Origin of the sequence: Lactobacillus jensenii DSM 20557, assembly GCF_001436455.1 — a bacterium.
GTDB classification, from domain to species: Bacteria; Bacillota; Bacilli; order Lactobacillales; family Lactobacillaceae; genus Lactobacillus; species Lactobacillus jensenii.
This window is the reverse complement of sequence record NZ_AYYU01000001.1, coordinates 50,077-70,000: the sequence shown is the minus strand read 5'-3', so window position 1 is coordinate 70,000 and position 19,924 is coordinate 50,077. Positions and strand designations below refer to the sequence as shown.

General features: G+C 34.5%; 19 protein-coding genes. 1 reads left to right on the top strand and 18 read right to left on the bottom strand.

Annotation, left to right across the window (positions count from 1 at the left end; all coding sequences use genetic code 11):
- Positions 1 to 200: 200 nt before the first annotated feature.
- The 9 genes from FC45_RS00375 to FC45_RS00335 all read right to left on the bottom strand — a co-directional run bounded on the left by FC45_RS00375 (position 201) and on the right by FC45_RS00335 (position 9,572).
- On the bottom strand, positions 201 to 1,115 hold the full coding sequence (locus FC45_RS00375; RefSeq protein WP_006584901.1) for an ABC transporter permease: 915 nt from the start codon (positions 1,113 to 1,115) through the stop codon (positions 201 to 203).
- Positions 1,116 to 1,129: 14 nt separating this feature from the next.
- Positions 1,130 to 2,089, bottom strand: coding sequence for an oligopeptide ABC transporter permease (opp4B, locus tag FC45_RS00370; protein ID WP_006584902.1), 960 nt, complete (start codon positions 2,087 to 2,089; stop codon positions 1,130 to 1,132).
- Between the two features lies 1 nt (position 2,090).
- Entirely contained in the window at positions 2,091 to 3,059 is a 969-nt protein-coding gene (locus FC45_RS00365; protein ID WP_006584903.1) for an ABC transporter ATP-binding protein, read from the bottom strand.
- Positions 3,060 to 3,062: 3 nt separating this feature from the next.
- On the bottom strand, positions 3,063 to 4,079 hold the full coding sequence (locus tag FC45_RS00360) for an ABC transporter ATP-binding protein (protein WP_006584904.1): 1,017 nt from the start codon (positions 4,077 to 4,079) through the stop codon (positions 3,063 to 3,065).
- Positions 4,080 to 4,193: 114 nt separating this feature from the next.
- Complete coding sequence (gene acpP, locus FC45_RS00355) at positions 4,194 to 4,433, bottom strand: acyl carrier protein (protein WP_006584905.1); 240 nt, start codon at positions 4,431 to 4,433, stop codon at positions 4,194 to 4,196.
- 57 nt (positions 4,434 to 4,490) lie between these two features.
- On the bottom strand, positions 4,491 to 5,495 hold the full coding sequence (plsX, locus tag FC45_RS00350) for a phosphate acyltransferase PlsX (protein ID WP_006584906.1): 1,005 nt from the start codon (positions 5,493 to 5,495) through the stop codon (positions 4,491 to 4,493).
- 8 nt (positions 5,496 to 5,503) lie between these two features.
- A complete protein-coding gene (gene recG, locus FC45_RS00345; RefSeq protein ID WP_006584907.1) occupies positions 5,504 to 7,528 on the bottom strand; it encodes an ATP-dependent DNA helicase RecG in 2,025 nt (674 codons plus the stop codon).
- A 4-nt stretch (positions 7,529 to 7,532) separates the two neighbouring features.
- The gene (locus tag FC45_RS00340) at positions 7,533 to 9,188 is read right to left on the bottom strand and encodes a DAK2 domain-containing protein (protein WP_006584908.1); all 1,656 of its coding nucleotides are present in this window, start codon (positions 9,186 to 9,188) and stop codon (positions 7,533 to 7,535) included.
- 21 nt (positions 9,189 to 9,209) lie between these two features.
- Positions 9,210 to 9,572 carry an Asp23/Gls24 family envelope stress response protein gene (locus FC45_RS00335; protein WP_006584909.1) on the bottom strand — a complete coding sequence of 121 codons (363 nt, stop codon included), beginning with the start codon at positions 9,570 to 9,572 and terminating at the stop codon, positions 9,210 to 9,212.
- A gap of 176 nt (positions 9,573 to 9,748) precedes the next feature.
- On the opposite strand from FC45_RS00335, the gene rpmB reads away from it, so the two are divergent.
- Positions 9,749 to 9,934, top strand: a complete 186-nt coding sequence (gene rpmB / locus FC45_RS00330; protein ID WP_006584910.1) for a 50S ribosomal protein L28 — start codon at positions 9,749 to 9,751, stop codon at positions 9,932 to 9,934.
- 69 nt (positions 9,935 to 10,003) lie between these two features.
- Here rpmB and FC45_RS00325 read toward each other — a convergent pair whose 3' ends face one another.
- The 9 genes from FC45_RS00325 to rpoZ are packed head-to-tail and all read right to left on the bottom strand — an operon-like array spanning position 10,004 to position 19,924.
- The gene (locus FC45_RS00325) at positions 10,004 to 10,678 is read right to left on the bottom strand and encodes a thiamine diphosphokinase (RefSeq protein ID WP_006584911.1); all 675 of its coding nucleotides are present in this window, start codon (positions 10,676 to 10,678) and stop codon (positions 10,004 to 10,006) included.
- Positions 10,665 to 11,327: a ribulose-phosphate 3-epimerase gene (gene rpe / locus FC45_RS00320; RefSeq protein ID WP_006584912.1), complete on the bottom strand. Its 663-nt coding sequence runs from the start codon at positions 11,325 to 11,327 to the stop codon at positions 10,665 to 10,667. Before rpe ends, FC45_RS00325 begins: the two co-directional genes overlap by 14 nt.
- A gap of 33 nt (positions 11,328 to 11,360) precedes the next feature.
- A complete protein-coding gene (rsgA, locus tag FC45_RS00315; protein WP_006584913.1) occupies positions 11,361 to 12,248 on the bottom strand; it encodes a ribosome small subunit-dependent GTPase A in 888 nt (295 codons plus the stop codon).
- Positions 12,245 to 14,242, bottom strand: coding sequence for a Stk1 family PASTA domain-containing Ser/Thr kinase (pknB, locus tag FC45_RS00310; protein WP_006587915.1), 1,998 nt, complete (start codon positions 14,240 to 14,242; stop codon positions 12,245 to 12,247). Before pknB ends, rsgA begins: the two co-directional genes overlap by 4 nt.
- Positions 14,239 to 14,988, bottom strand: coding sequence for a Stp1/IreP family PP2C-type Ser/Thr phosphatase (locus FC45_RS00305; protein ID WP_006584914.1), 750 nt, complete (start codon positions 14,986 to 14,988; stop codon positions 14,239 to 14,241). Before FC45_RS00305 ends, pknB begins: the two co-directional genes overlap by 4 nt.
- A 5-nt stretch (positions 14,989 to 14,993) precedes the next feature.
- Positions 14,994 to 16,307 (bottom strand): 16S rRNA (cytosine(967)-C(5))-methyltransferase RsmB, encoded by a 1,314-nt coding sequence (gene rsmB, locus FC45_RS00300; protein WP_006587916.1) that lies wholly within the window; start codon positions 16,305 to 16,307, stop codon positions 14,994 to 14,996.
- Entirely contained in the window at positions 16,300 to 17,244 is a 945-nt protein-coding gene (gene fmt, locus FC45_RS00295) for a methionyl-tRNA formyltransferase (RefSeq protein ID WP_006588399.1), read from the bottom strand. Before fmt ends, rsmB begins: the two co-directional genes overlap by 8 nt.
- A 16-nt stretch (positions 17,245 to 17,260) precedes the next feature.
- The gene (gene priA, locus FC45_RS00290; RefSeq protein ID WP_006587917.1) at positions 17,261 to 19,654 is read right to left on the bottom strand and encodes a primosomal protein N'; all 2,394 of its coding nucleotides are present in this window, start codon (positions 19,652 to 19,654) and stop codon (positions 17,261 to 17,263) included.
- A gap of 51 nt (positions 19,655 to 19,705) precedes the next feature.
- Positions 19,706 to 19,924 (bottom strand): DNA-directed RNA polymerase subunit omega, encoded by a 219-nt coding sequence (rpoZ, locus tag FC45_RS00285; protein ID WP_006584916.1) that lies wholly within the window; start codon positions 19,922 to 19,924, stop codon positions 19,706 to 19,708.

The window sequence follows — 19,924 nt, the reverse complement described above, 5'->3', positions numbered from 1 at the left end:
CATTCTTTAATATCAGCAATGTAACCACTTACTAAAATTCTAACAAAAATTATATTTTTTTACTATTAATTTGCATTAAGCCTTAAAAATCGCAACTTATTTTATGAAAAGCAAGATAAAAATTAAAGTTAAATTCGCAATTATGATTTTTTATTACAAAATAAAAAGGAATCTTACGATTCCTTTTTAATAAAATTAACTTAATTTTCACGCTGACGAGCATCCCCGGCTCTTTGTAAAGCACGACCAACATAGTTAATGCTCAAAGAAATAATTAAAAGCAAAATTGTAGCTGGCACCCATAACCAAGGTCTAGTTGTTACATTAACTGGATCATTTGCATACCCAATTAATGTACCTAAAGAAGGAGTGGTAGTTGGTAATCCGTAACCAATGAATGAAAGTCCTGTTTCAATCCCAATATTACCGGCAACCATTAAAATAACATCAATAATAATCATTGAACTGATATTTGGCAATACTTCACGGAACATGATTTGTAAATTCGAAGAACCCGATGTTTTTGAAGCAAGAACGTATTCACGATCTCTTTGAGATAAAACAAATGATCTATAGTATCTAGTTGATGAAGTCCAACCAAATAATGAAATCATTAAAACCAATGTAACAGCATTATAGTTTGGAATAGTTGCTGCAAAAACAATCAAGATTGGCATCTGTGGCAAAATTTGGATAAAGTCAACTATTCTCATAATGATATTATCAATAGTACCACCAAAATAACCTGAAATTAAACCAATAACTAATCCAACCACTTCAATAATAAGGGTAACAGATAGCCCTATCATAATTGAATTACGGCCACCCATCATCAATAATTGCAGGATATCTCTCCCACCATCATCAGTACCAAAGATGTGACCTGCTTCACCCCAGCTATAATATGCATCAGCAATATTAACTTCTGTAACTTGTGATTTATTTAAAAATAGTGATCCTACGAAAGTAAATAACAAGACTGCAATGATAATAATCAAAGCACCCATTGCCACTTTATCTTTCTTTATTTCACGCCAAACAACTTTAAATCCTGAAGGAGGTAAAGAAACTTTAGCTGCAGTTTTTTCTTTCTTTGTTGATTTATCTTTAGCCATATTTCTACTCCCTCCTATTGAATTCTAATTCTTGGATCAACAATACTCATAATAATGTCAGAAAGCAAATTCCCAACTAGGGTCAAGATACCATAGAGCAAAATTAGAGCTGTCAATGTCGTGTAATCACGTTGACTAATTGAATCAAGGAACAACTTACCCATACCAGGATATGAGAACACTGTTTCCAAAATAATTGATCCACTAAGCAAACTAGTAATTGTATTACCAAAGAATGCAGCAATCGGCAAAAGTGAGTTCCGTAAAATATGCTTGTTGAAAACAACTTTTTCAGGGACACCCTTTGAACGAGCTGTTCTTACATAATCTTCAACTTTATTGTCAACAATACCCGTTCTAAGGTATTGAACAATACTTGTAGTACTGATCAAGGCAACTAAAGTACCTGGTAGAATCAAGTGATAAATTCGACTCAAAAAGACTCCGAAAGCACCATTTGCATCTGATCCAACTGATCCACTAATTGGGAACCAATTTAAAACGAAACCAAATAGATACAATCCAAGCAAGTAGAACACAAAGCCCGGTATTGCAAAAGTAAAGTAGTTAAAGATTTGAATACTTTGGTCTTGCCACTTATCTTGGTTACGTCCTGCACTAATCCCTAAAGGAATAGCAATCAAATAAGTTAAAATTACAGTAAACAAGGATAGCCAAAAAGTATTAATTGCCCGATCCCAAATAAGTGATGCAACTGGAACGTGTTGGATGTAACTTGTTCCTAAATCACCATGGAATAAGTTCCCAACCCATCGAGTATATTGAACCCATGGAGCATCATTAAGACCAAGTTGTTGCTTCAAACGAGCAATTTCTTTAGGGTCTGTATTAGGGTTAATGGCACCTGTAAATGGATCCCCAGGCATCATCTTTGCTAAGAAGAAGACCAACACACTAAGTAAGAAAATTTGGGGAATCATGATAAGAAATCTACGTAAAATTGTCTTCCACATCTTATTCACCCTCCCTTTCAATCTTATGAATTTCTTCTTCTGGTAAAGCTACAAAGTGATTTCGACTCACTTCACGCAATGGAAATACTCTACCATCTTTGTCATACCATCTAGCTTGATCTTCTTGGAATTCCTTTTCAACAGCCTGACGGTGTTTTTTATTTTCTGCACGATGTTCAACATCAACTTGCGGAATTGCTGATAATAAACGACGAGTATAAATATGCATTGGGTTCTTATAAATTTCTTCACGAGAACCTAATTCTACCAACCGACCACGGTGCATAATTGCCAAATTCTCTGACATGTGCTTAACCACACCTAGGTCATGAGAAATAAACAAGTAAGCAATGTTATATTGTTGTTGAATATTCTTCATGAAGTTTAAAACTTGTGCTTGAACTGATAAATCAAGTGCACTAGTTGGTTCATCGGCAACAATAAGCTTAGGATTGGTTGCTACAGCACGTGCAACACCAATTCTTTGTCTTTGACCACCTGAAAATTCATGAGGATACTTATAAATAGCATCACTTGGCATACCAACGATATCAAGAAGTTCTTGAACTCTTTTTCTTTCTTCGTCAGTAGTTAAATTTTCAAAGTTTCTAATTGGTTCAGCAATAATATCTTCAATTCGTTTTCTTGGATTCAAACTAGACATTGAATCTTGGAAAATCATTTGGACATCTTTGTTATAATTAAGCTTTTTACGGTTGGCTGGCTTAGTAACATCAACGCCTTTATATAAAATTTCACCACTTGTAACTTTTTCAACTCCGACAATTGACTTACCAGTAGTTGACTTACCAGATCCTGATTCGCCAATTAATCCGTAAGTTTCGCCTTCATTAATTGAAAAGTTAACTCCATCGACCGCTTTTACATAGTCTGTAATTCTGTTCCAAAAGCCAGAACGAATTGGATAATGGACTTTAAGATCTTTGATTTGAATAATTTCTTTTCCCATATCTTATTCCCCTCTTGCTTCTTGGTCATCTTGGAAGTGGAAATTCTTCCAACAAGTACATCTAACCCAATGGCCAGGTTCCACTTCATGTAATACTGGATTTTCTTCATGTTCACTTTCTGGAATCCAAGGAATTCTTGAAGCAAAACGGTCACCAGTTCTTGGCATGTTCTTAAGTGAAGGCACAGTGCCTTGAATAACATGCAAATCTTCGTCTTGGTCATCACTTTGCGGCATAGAGTGAAGTAATGATCTTGTATATGGATGCTTTGGATTTTCAAAAATAGTTTTTACGTCTGCTTTTTCTACAATTTGGCCAGCATACATAACTGCTACTTCATCAGCAGTTTCAGCAACTACCCCTAAATCGTGCGTAATCAAAATAATACCTGATTGAGATTCTTTTTGGATATCTTCAAGTAAGTCTAAGATTTGAGCTTGAATAGTTACATCTAATGCTGTAGTAGGTTCATCAGCAATAATTACTTCAGGTTTACATGCGATAGCCATAGCAATAACTACACGTTGACGCAAACCACCTGATAATTCATGTGGATACATCCGATACATTTCTTCAGGACGTGGCATCCCAACTTGGTTAAACAATTCAATAACGCGCTTTTTTCTTGCACTTTCATCCATATCAGTATGATAGTACAAAGTTTCTGCAACTTGGTCACCAACACGCATTAAAGGGTTTAAACTTGCCAACGGATCCTGGAAAATCATACCAATATTATTACCACGAATCTTATTGAAAAGTGATTCATTTAAACCTACTAAGTTAAGTTCGTTATATAAAATATCTCCAGTAACCTTAGTATTCTTATGGTCGTACAAACCAATAATGCTTGAAGCAATAGTACTTTTACCGCAACCAGATTCACCTACTACGGCTAAAATCTCATTACGCTTTAAAGTAAAGCTAACATCATCAGCTGCATCATAGAACTTACCTTGCAAACGATAGGCAGTATGCAAGTGTTGTACGTCTAATAGCAGATCGCTTTGCTTCTCCAAAGGTCATCCCTCCATCTAGCTCGACTAAAAAATTAAAAGCCGATTAGTTTTCTTAATTTGTTTTCTAATTATAAACAAAATCTTAAAATCTTGCAAGGTTCTCTAGTTATTTTCTTATTGATGACTCTTAATATAGTCAACAGCTTGTCCAACTGTTTCTAACTTTGCAGCATCTTCATCAGAAATTTCTGCACCAAAAGCGTCTTCAAGATCCATAACAAATTCTAAGAAGTTAATTGAATCTCCATCTAAGTCCTTTTTAAAGTTTAATTCATTTGTCACTTTATCTGCTTCAATATCAAAATGTTCTGCTAGTAATTCAGCAACTTTGTTAAAAATTTCAGTTTCGTTCATAAGATACCTCCAACATATTTTTATAAACAGTTTAAGCCAAGCTTAAATAAAAGTCTATTAATCTTGCTTTGAGAAGTCTTCTACAAAAAGCTTAATTAAGTCTTCCTCAATCATTTTATCAATCTGTAACAAGGTGTAATAAATTGCTCTTTTATCGCTTCTACCGTGAGTCTTTACTACTGGAGCATTTAATCCCAATAAAACGGCCCCACCATACTTAGCAGTATCAAATTTTTTAGCTACACCTTTTAAAGCGCCTTTTATTAGCAAAGCGCCAAGCTTAGTCATTAAACTTCCACTTACCAAGGCATCTTTAATAAGGTGAATAATTACACTTGAAGTTCCTTCGATATTTTTAAGAACAGCATTACCTGTAAATCCATCAGTTGCAACAATATCTGCTTTTCCGTCTAATAATTCATTGCCTTCGATATTACCAATAAAGTTCAAATCACTTTCCTTAAGCAATTGATAAGCTTCTTTATGAATATCATCACCCTTATCATATTCTGCACCATTGTTTAAAAGCGCAATCTTAGGGTTCTTAATGCCACGCACCTTCTCAGCATAAAAGTTTGCCATTTCAGCCCACTTAAGAATATATTCTGGTTTAGCTTGAGCATTTGCACCAACATCAATCATATTAAATCCTAGATCAGAATTTTTAACCGGCAAAGTTGGCATCAAACCAGGTCGTTCCACGCCTTTAATACGACCAACAATAAAAATTCCAGCAGCTAGTAAAGCACCAGTATTACCCAATGACACTAATCCATCAGCTTTACCTTCTTTAACATATCTTGCTGCTACAACTAGAGATGAATCTTTTTTTCGCCTAATAGCTCTAACCGGTTCATCTTCATCTTGAATAACTTCACTTGTCGCAATAACTTCAATTTGCTTATCATTTGAATTATCTGACAACAACTTTTTGATTTTATCTTCATCACCAAATAAAAGGAATTGGGTATTTGGTAGTTGAGACTTTGCTTGTAAAACAGCTTCAATAATTGCCTCAGGTGCATGTTCTCCACCCATCGCATCAATTGCAATTCTTCTCATAATATCACCTAATCTATTTCTTTAACCTTTTGGCTATAATCTACTACTTCTTTTAAAGCTGAATTTTCCATTAAATCTGGATCAGCCTTTACAAGTTGCCTTGCCACATTTTGGGCAACAACCATTGTATTATAGTCATTTACTAAATCTCCTAACCTAAATTCAGGAATTCCGGATTGCGCTTTTCCAAATAAATCGCCCTGTCCACGTAGCTTTAAATCTTCTTCTGATAGCTTAAATCCATTACTTGTCGACGAAATTATTTCCATTCTTTTCTTTCCGATGTCTGTTTTTGGATCAGCTACAAAATAACAAAAACTTTCAGTCCGCCCACGTCCAATTCGACCACGTAACTGATGCAATTGACTTAAGCCAAAACGATCTGCATCAAAAATCACCATCATATTTGCATTAGGGACATCTACTCCGACCTCAATAACACTGGTTGCCACTAAGATATCTATATTTCCTTCTGAAAAATCTGTCATAATTTGGTCTTTATCTTCACCACTCATTTGACCATGAAGTAAAACAACTTTTTCATGATTGAAGTAAGACTGTAACTTTAAACAAAGCTCTTTGGCATTTTTTAAATCAATATTTTCAGATTCTTCAATTAAGGGCGTCACTACATAAATTTGAAATCCTTGACTCAATTGTTCTTTTATTTTCGCTAACACTTGGTCAAGATGTGTACTAGTAACCCATTCTGAAACAATTGGTTTTCTTCCAGCTGGTAAGTGGCGAATTTCAGATACATCCATTTCTCCATAAGCTGTTAAAGCGAGTGTTCGTGGAATTGGTGTCGCCGTCATTGCCAATAAGTCAGGATTTTCACCTTTAATCATTAATTTTTGACGCTGGTTAACACCAAAGCGATGTTGTTCGTCAATAATAACCAAACCAAGATTTTTAAATTTTAAACTTGGCTGAATTAAAGCGTGAGTTCCAATTACGACGTTTAAAGTTCCATCCGCTAACTCACGATAAATTTCACGTTTTTCCATCGCTTTTGTGCTTGAGGTTAACAAAGCTATCCTCACTCCAAATGGCCGCAATAATTCGGCAATTTTTCCAAAATGCTGGTTTGCTAAAATTTCAGTTGGCACCATTAACGCTGCTTGATAACCAGCTGTTATTGCTGCATAAATAGCGAAAACAGCTACTACAGTTTTTCCACTACCAACATCCCCCTGCAAGAGTCTTCGCATTTGTTTTTCCCGATGTAAATCAGCAAAAATTTCATTAACAACCTTCTTTTGGTCATCACTCAACTCAAAAGGCAGTGTAGCGGTCAATTTCTTTATTTCATTTAAATCATATTTTTTCGCTGTTCCTAATCGCCCCTGTGGTCTCATTGTTAAAAGAGCTAATTGAATTTGAAAAATAAAAAATTCTCTAAAAATAGCACTTCTTTTGGCTAATTTTGCCTCATTAGGACTCTTTGGCTCATGCATTTTTTCAACTAGTTCTTGATCATTCATTAAGCGATACTTCTGCCGAATATTTTCCGGAACAATATCCATTAATTCATTCTTTTGAGCCAATGCTAATTTAATTAATTCAACTAATTTCTTTTGCTTAATGTGCCGATTAACCGGATAAACGGGACTAAGACTTGATTCTTCATTCTTTGCAGCTACAAATTTAAAGCCAGATAAGCTTTGCTTGGCGAGATTATATTTACCATAAACTGCCACTTCTTTTCCAACTTCTAACTGATTTTTTAACCAAGGTTGGTTAAAAAAATTGACCATGATAATATCATGGTCAATTCTGAGTTTAAAGCTTAAACGACTTTTTTTGTAACCAAATCGGCTAACAAAGGGCTCAGTGGCGACTATTCCTTTCAAAAGTACCTTTTGACCATCATTTAATTGATCTAGTGGAATCATCTCTAAATCGTCATAACGATATGGAAAATAGAAAAGTAAGTCATAAACACTATAAATTGACAAACTTTCTAACGCTGCGGCCGTTTTTGGCCCGACCCCTTTTAGTTTAGTGACTGGTTCAAATAAGTTATTTAACATCTTTCTATTCTACTGAAACTAAGAATGAGTAAACTGGTTGACCACCATCATGAATTTCAAATTCCAAATCATCGTGGTCTTCTTCAAGTTTAGCTTGAACTTGCTCAGCTTGCTTTTTATTACTATCACGTCCGTAAATAATTGTTACGATTTCACTATCTTCATCGAGCATCTTTTCAATCATTGCGCAAGTTGCTTCAATTAAATCTGGCTTATCAATTTCGATATTACCATCAATAATCCCCATGAAGTCATCTTTATGGATTTCAACATTATTAATATTAGTATCACGAATAGCGCGTGTTACTTCACCAGAAACAACCATACTTGCTTCTTCATTCATTGCTTCGACATTTTCTTCAACACTAGCATCAGGGTTGAAGGCCAACATAGCTGTTAATCCTTGAGAGATAGTCTTGGTTTGAACAATACCCACAGGAATATCGCACACTTCTGCTGCTTGTTTAGCTGCCATAATAATATTTCCATTATTTGGCAAAATAATTGCCTTGCTTGCTCCAGACTTCTTAATTGTATCAATAATGTCTTGAGTAGAAGGGTTCATAGTCTGTCCACCGGAGATAATTCGGTTTACACCACCACTTTCAAATAATTGACGCACTCCGTTACCTGAACAAACTGCAATTACAGCAAAATCAACTTTTTCCTCTTCTTTTGCAGCTTCATCAACAATCGTTTCATGTTGAATTCTCATATTATCAATCTTAATTTTGCCCAGCTCACCAAATTGTTGTCCATAAGTAAATACCTCGCCTGGATGTTCAGTATGAACATGGACTTTAGCGATTGTATCATCAGAAACAGCTAAAAGTGAATCACCTAAAGTTGAGAGGTGCTTTCTAAATTCTTCTAAATTAAATGGCTTCTTTCCTGGAACATCTTTAGTTAAATCAACCATTATTTCAGTACAATAGCCATTTTTAATGTCCTTAGTAGAAAGTTTACTTTGTGATTGTTCATGAGTTGCACTCATCATTTGATCCATTTCATCAATATCTGGAGTGTATACATCAGAGAAGTTTTCCCCAAGTAAACCTTCTAAAAAGCCTTCGTAAATAAAGAGCAACCCTTGTCCACCAGAATCTACAACTCCTACTTCTTTTAAAACAGGTAATAAATCTGGGGTAGTCTTTAAAGCGCGTTTGGCTCCTTCAACAATCGCCTTCATAACTACTTCAACATCATCACTATCATTAGCTGCATTCTTACCATCCTCAGCAGCAACACGAGCAACAGTTAAAATAGTTCCTTCAACAGGTTTCATAACTGCCTTATAAGCTGTAGCAACACCATTAGAAAAAGCATCAGCTAATTCTTGAGCATTTAAGGCTTCTTTGCCAACAGTAGCTTTGTACATACCACGGAATAATTGAGAAGTAATAACTCCACTATTTCCACGGGCTCCCATCAACATTCCTTTAGCTAAAGCTTCAACTAATTCACCAACACTTGTACTTTGACATTCACTAACAGCGCGAGCACCACTCTCCATTGTCAAATTCATGTTAGTACCAGTATCGCCATCAGGGACTGGGAAAACATTTAAGTTGTTGACGTATTCTTTATTTTTACCCATACGGTGAGTAGCAACTCTCACCATATCTCTAAATTGTTTACTTTCGATTACAGTTAATACCAATTTAACTCCTCCGGTAAGCGTTTATTCATCAAGAACCTTGACGCCTTGGACAATCACGTTTACAGATTTGGTTTGAATGCCAAGTTGTTGTTCCAAATTATATTTAACACTGTCTTGTACATTACGGCTTACCTCTGAAATTTTGAGGCCATAACCGACAATTATATAGACATCGACAGTAATTCGATTATCAACCGATTTGACAACGACGCCACGCTTATAGTTGGCACGATTCAAAATTTCATTAACTCCATCACGAATAGCATTTTTAGAAGCCATTCCGACGACACCATAATTAGCAGTTGCAGCAGAGCCAACAACGGTTGCAATTACACCATTAGTAACATCAATTAGGCCATGCTTGGTCTTAATTTTAACTGCCATATTATTTTCCTCCGTTCTCAAATTGGGTAATACGAATGTATTTTATCATAGTAAATACAATAATCAAATTAGTACAGATTATAAAAATAGAAAAAATTGATTTCCTATTGCAATTATAGCCCAGCTTTGCTATATTATTAAAGTGTTACTTATAACAAGTAAAGGAGGTTTAGCAAATGGCAAAAGATTTTGTTACTGGCAAAAAGACTACTTTCGGCAACAAGCGTTCTAAAGCTTTGAACTCTACCCGTAGAGCTTGGAAGCCAAACCTTCAAAAAGTGCGCATTCTTGTTGACGGTAAGCCAAAGCGCGTTTGGGTATCAACTAAGGCTTTGAAGTCTGGTAAAGTTACTCGCGTTTAATAATTTTGATAATTAAGCTTAATTATGCGAAAAAGACCAAGGAATTCCTTGGTCTTTTTTGTTTTATGACTATATATTTGCAAAACGGTCAAGATCTTTACTATAAATCACGGCAACCGTTCCTTTTTCAAAATAAATTTCTACTGTTTTGCCAGCAACAAACTCATTAGATGCAAACGATATCGGATAAGTAGAATTATAGTCTTTTAAAGGATATTTAGCGCCTTGTATTGAAAGATTTTCAACATCTGTTAAATTAACTATCCCCAAATATTTATAACCTTCTACAGGCTTAATATAGTGCTTACCAGGTAAAAAGAATTTAATTATATTTTGCCGATCGATTAAGGTCACTTTAGGAGCATATACTTGGAATTCGGGCTTTAAAAAAGTAAATAAATTTACCAAGAAATGATCTAATCTTCCACCTGTAGCTCCATAAACTTCTAGACTAGTCAGATGATAATTTTCAAAAGCACTTTTTATCATTAATTCTGAATCAGTTAAATCTTTTACAGGATTAGAATAGCGGATGTCTTTGACTACTTTTTCAATTTTTACAAGTTCTTCTTTTTTTAAAGAATCAAAGTCGCCAATTGCCAAATCTGGAATAAGACCTTTTTCAACTAGAAATAAACTTCCACGATCAACACCTAACAAAAGTTGATTGTTATTTTTTTGTTCTTCAAAAAAGCCCTCAGGTATTAGCTCAAGAGGTCCTCCCAATAAACTAATGCCCTTCATTTAAAATTCCTTCTAATTTTCTAATTTGCCCAGCAATATCTCCATTTTTAAAAATGTAAGAGCCGCAAACCAAGACGTTTGCCCCAGCTTTTTCAGCTAATGGCGCAGTTTTATCGTTAATTCCGCCGTCAACTTCAATTGGAATATTTACATTAGCATCCTTCATTAATTGTTTAAGTTGGGCAATTTTATCAGCAGTTTCTGGAATATATTTTTGCCCTCCAAAGCCAGGATGTACGCTCATTAGTAATACTTGTTTTAACTCCTTTAAGTAAGGTTTTAAAACATTTACATCTGTTTCTGGGTTTAAAACAAGCCCAGTTTTTACACCGTTACTTGCCAAATAATCTAACCAATACTCTACTTTTTTACTTGCCTCAAAATGAAATTCTAGCAAGTCAGCTCCAGCTTGTGTAAAAGCAGGAATCATTGTTTCTAAATTATCACTCATTAAATGAATTTCAGCTTCAACTAAAGGAAATTCACGCTTAAAATCTTGTACAAGCTGTGGACCATATGACAAATTAGGAACAAAGTGTCCATCCATAATATCAATGTGGAATCTTGTAATTCCAGCTTGTGTAGCTTTTTTAATATCTCTTCCAAGATTTAAATTATCTGCATTTAAAATTGATGGTGCAATAATCATATTTTTTCCTTCATTTTCTATATTTTTAACTTCTTATTTTAGATATTCTGGTAGCCTTTGCTCCTCAATTTCTGTTCGAAGTGCTAAATAATCATCATATCTAAATTGGGCAATCTTATTTTTAGAGAGTAACTCTTTTACCTCACATTTGGGTTCATGAATATGTTGACACCCTCTAAATTTACAAAACTTACTTGCCTTATTCAACTCAACAAAATAATTTTGTAGTTCTTTAATTTTAATTGGGCCTAAATCAATTGCTGAAAATCCGGGAGTATCAGCAATAAATCCTCCAGAATAAGTAAATAATTGTACACTTCGTGTTGTATGTTTACCTCGATTCAAGCTCTTAGAAATCTCTCCCGTATCTTGGCCTGCATCTTCTTTCAAGAAGTTTAGCAAAGTTGATTTTCCAGCCCCTGATTGCCCTGCTAAAGTCCAAATCTCGTTGTCCTTAATCAAGGATAACAATGCTTTTTCTAATTTTTTCTTATTACTAAAGACACTGTAGCCGATTTCTTCATAATAAGATAAAGCACTTTTTATAGCTTCAAGTTGCTCTTTAGTAGCTAAATCAGATTTTGAAAGGTAAATTGTCACTGGTACTTTTTGCCATTCAAAAAAAGTTAAAAATCTATCTAAAAGATTTACACTAAAATCTGGTTCAACTGCGGAAATAACAAGCAAAACATGACTTACGTTAGAAACAGCCGGCCGACCAATTCGATTTTTCCTTTCAAAAACCTCAATCAAGTAATTGGTCCCATGTTCATCAAGTTGGACTTTTACCAAATCGCCAACTTGTGGCTTTTCTTGTCTTTTGCGAAAAACGCCACGCGCCCTAGTTCGCACTAGACCGTTTGGCGTCATTACATCATAATATCCAGCAATTAAACTGATTACAATTCCTTCCGTAATCATTTAGTTACCCTTTCATTTGTTACTGTAGTTCCATCATTAACAACAATCAAAGTTCCTGAGCTATTTTTCACACTAAAAGGTATATTCAAAGTTGTATCATGAGTAATATAAAAATCACGATAAATATTGCTTATTTGATGATTATCATCAGCAATATAAATTTGAATATGATTTCCATTACCGTTATTTGTCTTACTTGAGTCATAACTAATTGAAACACTCTTATTAACGGAGCTAGAATCACTTGAGCTACCCGAAGAAGATGAATTACTTGAAGCAGAAGAACTTTCTTGTTTTCCTTTAGATACAACAACTTCTAAAGTATCACCACGGTTCATTGTTGTTCCAACTGTTGGATTTTGTGAAATAATTAGACCTTTTTCGACTGAATCTGAATAATGCTCATCAATCTTTAGTGTTAAGCCATTATCTTCAGCATAGTCTTGGACTTTCTTTAATGAATATCCTGTTAAATCTTTAACCTTAAATTGCTTAGGCTTATTTTTTTTATATTTTCCCTTAGAAACAACCAAGATAATTGTTGTTTTAGCTGCATTTACTCGCTCGCCAGCTTCAACACTCTGACTCATAACATAATTACGGCTAATTTCAAAAGAATAATCGGTTTGTTTTTCTACTTTAAAGCCTAATTTTTCTAAACGTTTTTTAGCTTGTGTATATGCAACACCAACTAAATCTGGAACCGTTGTTAAACCTGCACCTTTAGAAACAACTAAATCAACACTCTTACCTTTTTCAATTGAAAGTCCCTTATCTGGTAAGGTCTTTATAATTTTGTCTTTTGCAACCGTATCTGAATGCTGATATTCAATTTCTCCTACTTTAAGACCTGCTGCTTGAAGTGCTTGCTTAGCTTGTTCCTCGTTAAAATTACTTACATCAGGAACCGTCGTTTGATTAGTTTTACTTAAAGCCAAAATAAGACAAAACAAAACGACAAGAATTGCAAAAATTGAGCTAATTAGCCAAATCTTATGTTCCTTAAAGGTTTTCCAAAACTTCTTCTTAGCCGGCTTGGACTCTTGTTTTTTCTCTTCTTTAATATTTTTTAAGGCAGCATCTTCATTAGGAATAACTGTTGGAATAACTCTAGTTTCCTCTAAAGCGGGATTGTGTGATGGTTTAAAGACAGGTTCATTAGCTCTTTCGGGATTAAGAGCAGTATCTAAGTCAGCCTTCATTGCCAAAACTGATTCATACCGATCTCTAGGGTCCTTGGCAGTAGCACAAAGAACGACATTCTCAAGTGACTGAGGTAAATTAGGAACAACTTTCTTCAAATCTGGAAGTGGCTCTTTCAAGTGCTTTAAAGCAATTGAAATTGCTGTTTCTCCACCAAAAGGTACTTTTCCTGCTAAAAGCTCATATAAAATAATTCCCAATGAATAAATGTCTGATTGCTTAGTAACTAAACCACCTTTAGTCTGCTCTGGTGACATATAATGAACAGACCCCATTGTAGAGTTAGTTTGTGTAATTGTACTCTGATTTAAAGCAACTGCAATTCCGAAATCAGCAATTTTAATTTTTCCAGTATCTTTATCAATCAAAATGTTTTCTGGCTTCAAATCACGGTGAATTATATTATGCTTGTGAGCTAGAGCAACCGCGCTCAAGATTTGATCCATAATTCTGATAATTTCCGTAAAAGGTAATGGATAATTATCATGCAAATATTGATGTAAATCTGGTCCTTTTATATATTCCATTACCATATACGGAAGGCCTTGATCAGTATCAACATCAAGCACTGAAACAATATTTGGATGACTTAATTCACTAGTTGACATCGCTTCACGCGTAAAGCGCTTCAGAGTTTGTGGATCACGTTGCAAGTCGAGTCTTAAAACTTTAACAGCTACTTTTCTTTGTAAAATGATATCTTCGGCTAAATAAACATTAGCCATTCCACCTTCGCCTAAGGTATCCAGAATTTTATAACGTTCACCTAATAAATAACCTTGCGTTATCATTTTTCTTCACCTGCCTTGCATAAAAGCAGGCAAACTGTTATGTTATCTCCGCCACCTAACCGATTTGCCTCAGTAATCAATTTTTTGCAGCGTTCATTTAATGATAATGACTTAGTTGCCAAGATTTGATGAATTTGATCATCTTCTAATGAGTTAGTCAATCCATCAGTACAAAGCAAAATAACGTCATTTTCTTGGATAATAGGGCGATTAAACTCAGGATTAATAGTACTTGAGACGCCCAAAGCTTGGGTAATAATATTCTTTTGTGGATGATTTCTTGCTTGTTCTTTAGTAATTTGTCCCATTTTTACAAGTTCATTCACTAATGAATGATCCTCAGTCAATTGAATAAACTTTTCACCTGAATATAGATATGCTCTCGAGTCACCTAAATGGGCAATTAATGCATTTTTTTCAAAGCAAATTGCTAAAACCACTGTGGTTCCCATTCCATTTAAATCTGGGAAGCGATCAGCAGCGCGCAAAATAGTTTCATTCTCCAGTTTTAATTGAACTTGCAACCATTTTTTTGCCATTTCTGCTGTTTCAAAATCTGTCTTAGCAAAATCATGTCCTAAATGACTCACTGCCATAGTAGAAGCGACATCCCCACCTTGGTGGCCACCCATTCCATCACAGACGACTGCCATTTTTATCTTTTTTTGATTTTCATATACTTGAACAAAGTCTTGATTAGTCTTTCTAACGCGACCAATACTTGATGCAAAAGCTGTTTCAATCAAATTATTTAACCTCTTAATTTCATTTTTGCAATAAAGAATCCATCACTACCATAAGTATCTGGAAGAATCTTTAAACTACTCTTACTTTGAACTTTAGATAAAGTTATCGGCATTAACTCAAATTCTGGATGCTTCTTTAAAAACTCTGCTATCACTTGCTCATTTTCTTCAATCGTAATTGAACAAGTTGAATAAACCAATTCACCATTTTTCTTTAATAACTGTGCAACATTATCCAAAATAGCCAATTGAATTCTTGCTAAATTATGAACATCTTTTATAGTTTTATCATAGCGAATTTCTGGTTTTCTTCTTAGTAAACCCAAGCCAGAACATGGCGCATCAACTAGTATTTTATTAAATTTTGTATCAGAGAAATGTTCTGCTGCCTTTCTAGCATCTAAAGCAAGCGTTTCAACCCGGTCATCAACATGCATTCTTTGCGCATATTTTTTGATTAGATTTAACTTCTTTTTATGAATATCTAAACTTGTCACTTTTCCATGCGACAAATTTTCTGCTAGTTGGGTCGTTTTTCCACCAGGGGCTGCACAAGTATCCAAAACATGATCATTTTCACGTAAATCAAAACAATCAACTACTAAACTAGCAGCTTCATCCTGAATTGTTATCTGCCCTGACTTAAATTCATTAGTATTAACAATACTATGATCTACTATAAAGCAATTGTCTGCTAAAGTTGATTCATTTACTGAAAAGCCCTGTTTCTGAAGGCTATTGACTATTTTAGAGTGATCTAGCCCCTTAGCAACTCTAATACTATTTTCTGCTCGCTCATTTAAACTTATCAATAGTTTTTCTGTCCGCTTTAAGCCCCAGTTCTTAACAAAATATTGAACTAACCATTCTGGCATACTTTCTTTTATACTCAAAAAATGGACAGGATCTTTAGGACTGGGCAACACTTGCCCACGTCTTAAAAATGAACGCAAAATTCCATTTACAAGCCGAAAGCCGGAAGAATTCTTTTTACCAAAGTCTTTAGCAAGCTTATTGGCCTCATCAAGAACTGCTCGATTAGGTACCCTATTTAAAAAAATTAATTGATAAACAGACATTAACAAAAGAGGCTTGAGATAATCTTCTTTTAATTTTGTTCTTAATAAGTCTTTTAGTTGATATTCCAAAAACAATTGATATTGAATCGTTCCGTAAACTAATTGAGTAACAAAGGCTTGATCTTTTTGAGATAAATTATTTTCATTTAAAGCATGGCTTAGACTTAAGTTTGAGTAGCTTTTTTGCTTAAATACTTTTATCAAAGTAGCTAATGCTACAGCACGCGCTGAATTAGTCATCAATAATTACTTCTCCTAGCTTCAAACTTGATCCTTTACCATTCATATAATCACGACCAGCCATTCTCTTTTTTCCAGTTGGCTGAATTTCAGTAAGATTAAGAACAGTATTATCAGCAAAACTTACCGCAAATCGTTTATGATTATCTACTAAAGCACCTGCCGGAAATTGAGTAGTTTCATTTGTTACTTCTGAAGCCCAAACCTTCATTCTTTGACCATTAATTATTAAATAAGCACCTGGATCAGGGTTTAAGCCACGGATCAAGTTGTGAACTTGACTTGCAGTCATATCTTTAGTTATTCTTTCTTGTTCTTTACTGATATTTGGAGAGAAGACTACCTTAGAAGTATCTTGCGGCTTTTTATCACAGCTACCATCAATAATACTTGGTAAAGTTTTAAGAAGTAAATCTCGTCCCAAAATTGCCATTTTTTCAAACAGGCTGCCAGCAGTATCATCTGGTTCAATTGATAACTTTTCTTGAGCATACATATCACCAGCATCCATTTCTTTAACCATTTCCATAATGGTTACACCTGTTTCCTTATCACCATTAATCAAAGAATATTGAATTGGTGCACCACCACGGTACTTTGGAAGAAGCGAGCCATGGACATTGACAGCCGCAATCTTAGCACTCTTCAAAAACTTAGTTGGCAAAAATTGTCCATAAGCTGCTGTAATAATTAAATCAGCATGTAAATTAATCAAAGTATCAAGTTCTTCACTTCTAGGTAAACGTGCAGGTTGATAAATTGGCAAATCATATTTTTGAGCCATTTCCTTAACAGGAGAAGGAGTTAATTTTTGCTTTCGGCCCACTTTTTTATCGGGTTGTGTTACTACAGCTAAAACTTGATAACTGTTCTTTATTAATCCCTCTAAAACTGTTGCACCAAAATTTGGTGTTCCTAAGAAAATAACTGATGTCATATTCATCCCTCTTTCATTAAAATATTCTTCCCGGCTGAGTATCTATATATATATTTAAGCCATATTTTTGCTTCTCTTGAGCCAAGTCTTGAATTTGGTGAAGCAATTCATTCAATTTAGGTTCACGTTTATATTTTACCAGTATTTGATAATAATATTGATTATTTATTTTGGAAATAGCACTTGGAGTAGGCCCTAAAATGATTGTTGGAGCATGCAAGTTGCGCATTAATATTCTCTTGATAGCAAAAGCTTCTTTAGCTGCATTTTGCTCATTTTTTGAAGCTACTGAAATTAAATTTGTAAAGAAAAAAGGTGGATAATTTCCTTGATATCTAACCTTCATTTCAGTTTGGTAAAAAGTTTCATAATCCTGTTTTTGAGCAAGTTTTATTGCATAATGATCAGGATTATAAGTTTGAATCATAACTTGCCCGCTTTTTTCTGCTCGTCCTGCTCGCCCAGCAACTTGTGTTAATAATTCAAAAGTCTTTTCACTTGCATTATAATCTGGCAAATAAAGTGCTGTATCGGCATTAATTACTCCAACCAAAGTTACATTTGGAAAGTCAAGACCTTTAGCAATCATTTGGGTACCAAGTAAAATATCGGCGTTTCCTGCACCAAATTTATCTAAAATTTCTTTATAGCTACCTTTACGCCTTGTTGTATCAACATCCATTCTTAAAACTCTAGCACCAGGAAGTAATTCTGTTAATTCTTCTTCAACTTTCTGTGTTCCAGTTCCTAAGAAGCGAATCTTACTACTTTGACAATTAGGACAGCGATTTGGAATTGGTTGATGAAAGCCACAATAGTGGCAAATCATCTGCCTTGTATCTTTGTGCATGGTTAAAGATAAATCACAATTAGGACATTGTAATACAAAACCACAATCTCGACAGAGCATAAAGCTAGCAAATCCACGGCGATTAAGTAGCAAAATTATTTGCTCATTTTTTAGCAGTTTTTCTTTGATAGCCTTAACTAAATCCGTTGATAAATCAAATTGACTTCCAGCAAATTCGACAGATTTCAAATCAATAATCTTAACTTCTGGAAGTGCTTTTTGATTAGCTCTTTTAGTTAACCGCAATAACTTATAAACACCTTTTTGTGCTCGTGCGCGACTATCAAGAGATGGGGTAGCACTTCCTAAGACCAAGGGTGCATTATGAAATTTACTTCTCCAAATGGCTACATTTCTTGCATGATATCGCGGTGTATCTTCTTGTTTATATGATGCTTCATGTTCTTCATCAATAATAATTAGGCCAATATTACTTAAAGGTGCAAAAATAGCGCTTCTAGCTCCAACAACTACCCGAGCTTCACCACGTCGAATTCGACGCCATTCATCATATTTTTCTCCCTCTGATAAGCCACTATGTAAAACCGCCACTTCTTTTCCGAAACGTGCATTAACTTGGCTAACCATTTGTGGTGTTAAAGAAATTTCTGGAACAAGCATTAATGCATTTTTTCCCCTTTGTAATGCATTACTAATAGCATGTAAATATACTTCAGTTTTTCCACTTCCAGTTATTCCTTCAAGTAAGTAAGTTTTTGACTCAGACCTTTCAATACTTTCATTTATTTGTTGCAACGCAGCAGTTTGTTGCTGATTTAATGTAATACTTTTTGGCTTAGTTCTTTTGGAAAAATCAGTCAAAGGGTTTCGATACTGTTCTTTTTCTTTAACTCGAAGCAAGCCTTTTTTGACTAAAGTATTAATTGCTGAAAATGATAAATTATATTTTTTTAATTGTTCATAATCAAATGGGAATTGCTGAAAATGTTCAATTATAAACTGGAATAGTTCTGCTTGTTTTACGGCATTTGAACGTAGACTTTGCTTAATTGTTTGATAATTTTCTAAAGTAGATGTAAGATAATAAACTTTTTTGGTCTTTTCTTTTGCTTTATTTTCAACTGCATATTCAATTTTAGCCAAATCTTTTTTCAATAATTGATTAATTTGGGCAATTTCTTCTAAATTAGTAACTTTAGCCAAATCAATACTTTTTTCTTTAAAAATTGGCAAGTCTTCTGCTTCTCTAGTTGCTGGAACTAATATTTTACGATACTTTGCTCTCATGACACTAGGTAGCATAGTTTGCAAAATTGAAATACGATAAGAAAAAATTGTTTTTGCTAAATATTCTGATAATTGGACCAATTCTGGAGTCAATGGAGCTTGTTCATCAACTACTAACAGTAAATTTTTTAGCTTTCCTTGATACTGACTAGTTTTTGTTAAGCCAACAACAAATCCCTGTACCTTCCTTGGACCAAAAGGAACAACTACGCGCGCTCCAATTGTTAAATCGGAAATTTGCTTTGGAATATTATACTCAAAAATTCGATCTGTTTGCTTAGCCGCAACATCTACAATTACTTGCGCTATCATATTTTTCACCTGCTAAAAAGACCCTCATCTTAGCGATGAAGGTCTAACTAACTAATCAATATTAGTCTTATGATCTGGGTCAATAATTACCTTACCTGCAGCAATTTCTTCTAATGCTTGACCAACTGACTTAGATGATTTAAATTTTTCAAGTGCTGCTGGGCTACCTGCTTCAAGCTCATGAGCTCTTTTTGAAGCTAAAACTGATAAAGAGTATCTTGAATCAACTCTATCTAATAATTTGTCAATTGATGGATATGTGATTTTCAT

Coding starts and splice junctions, on each gene's coding strand:
- FC45_RS00375 (WP_006584901.1), bottom strand. CDS start 1,115: ATGGCTAAAGATAAATCAACAAAGAAAGAAAAAACTGCAGCTAAAGTT.
- opp4B (WP_006584902.1), bottom strand. CDS start 2,089: ATGTGGAAGACAATTTTACGTAGATTTCTTATCATGATTCCCCAAATT.
- FC45_RS00365 (WP_006584903.1), bottom strand. CDS start 3,059: ATGGGAAAAGAAATTATTCAAATCAAAGATCTTAAAGTCCATTATCCA.
- acpP (WP_006584905.1), bottom strand. CDS start 4,433: ATGAACGAAACTGAAATTTTTAACAAAGTTGCTGAATTACTAGCAGAA.
- plsX (WP_006584906.1), bottom strand. CDS start 5,495: ATGAGAAGAATTGCAATTGATGCGATGGGTGGAGAACATGCACCTGAG.
- recG (WP_006584907.1), bottom strand. CDS start 7,528: ATGTTAAATAACTTATTTGAACCAGTCACTAAACTAAAAGGGGTCGGG.
- FC45_RS00335 (WP_006584909.1), bottom strand. CDS start 9,572: ATGGCAGTTAAAATTAAGACCAAGCATGGCCTAATTGATGTTACTAAT.
- rpmB (WP_006584910.1), top strand. CDS start 9,749: ATGGCAAAAGATTTTGTTACTGGCAAAAAGACTACTTTCGGCAACAAG.
- FC45_RS00325 (WP_006584911.1), bottom strand. CDS start 10,678: ATGAAGGGCATTAGTTTATTGGGAGGACCTCTTGAGCTAATACCTGAG.
- rpe (WP_006584912.1), bottom strand. CDS start 11,327: ATGATTATTGCACCATCAATTTTAAATGCAGATAATTTAAATCTTGGA.
- rsgA (WP_006584913.1), bottom strand. CDS start 12,248: ATGATTACGGAAGGAATTGTAATCAGTTTAATTGCTGGATATTATGAT.
- pknB (WP_006587915.1), bottom strand. CDS start 14,242: ATGATAACGCAAGGTTATTTATTAGGTGAACGTTATAAAATTCTGGAT.
- rsmB (WP_006587916.1), bottom strand. CDS start 16,307: ATGACTAATTCAGCGCGTGCTGTAGCATTAGCTACTTTGATAAAAGTA.
- fmt (WP_006588399.1), bottom strand. CDS start 17,244: ATGACATCAGTTATTTTCTTAGGAACACCAAATTTTGGTGCAACAGTT.
- priA (WP_006587917.1), bottom strand. CDS start 19,654: ATGATAGCGCAAGTAATTGTAGATGTTGCGGCTAAGCAAACAGATCGA.
- rpoZ (WP_006584916.1), bottom strand. CDS start 19,924: ATGAAAATCACATATCCATCAATTGACAAATTATTAGATAGAGTTGAT.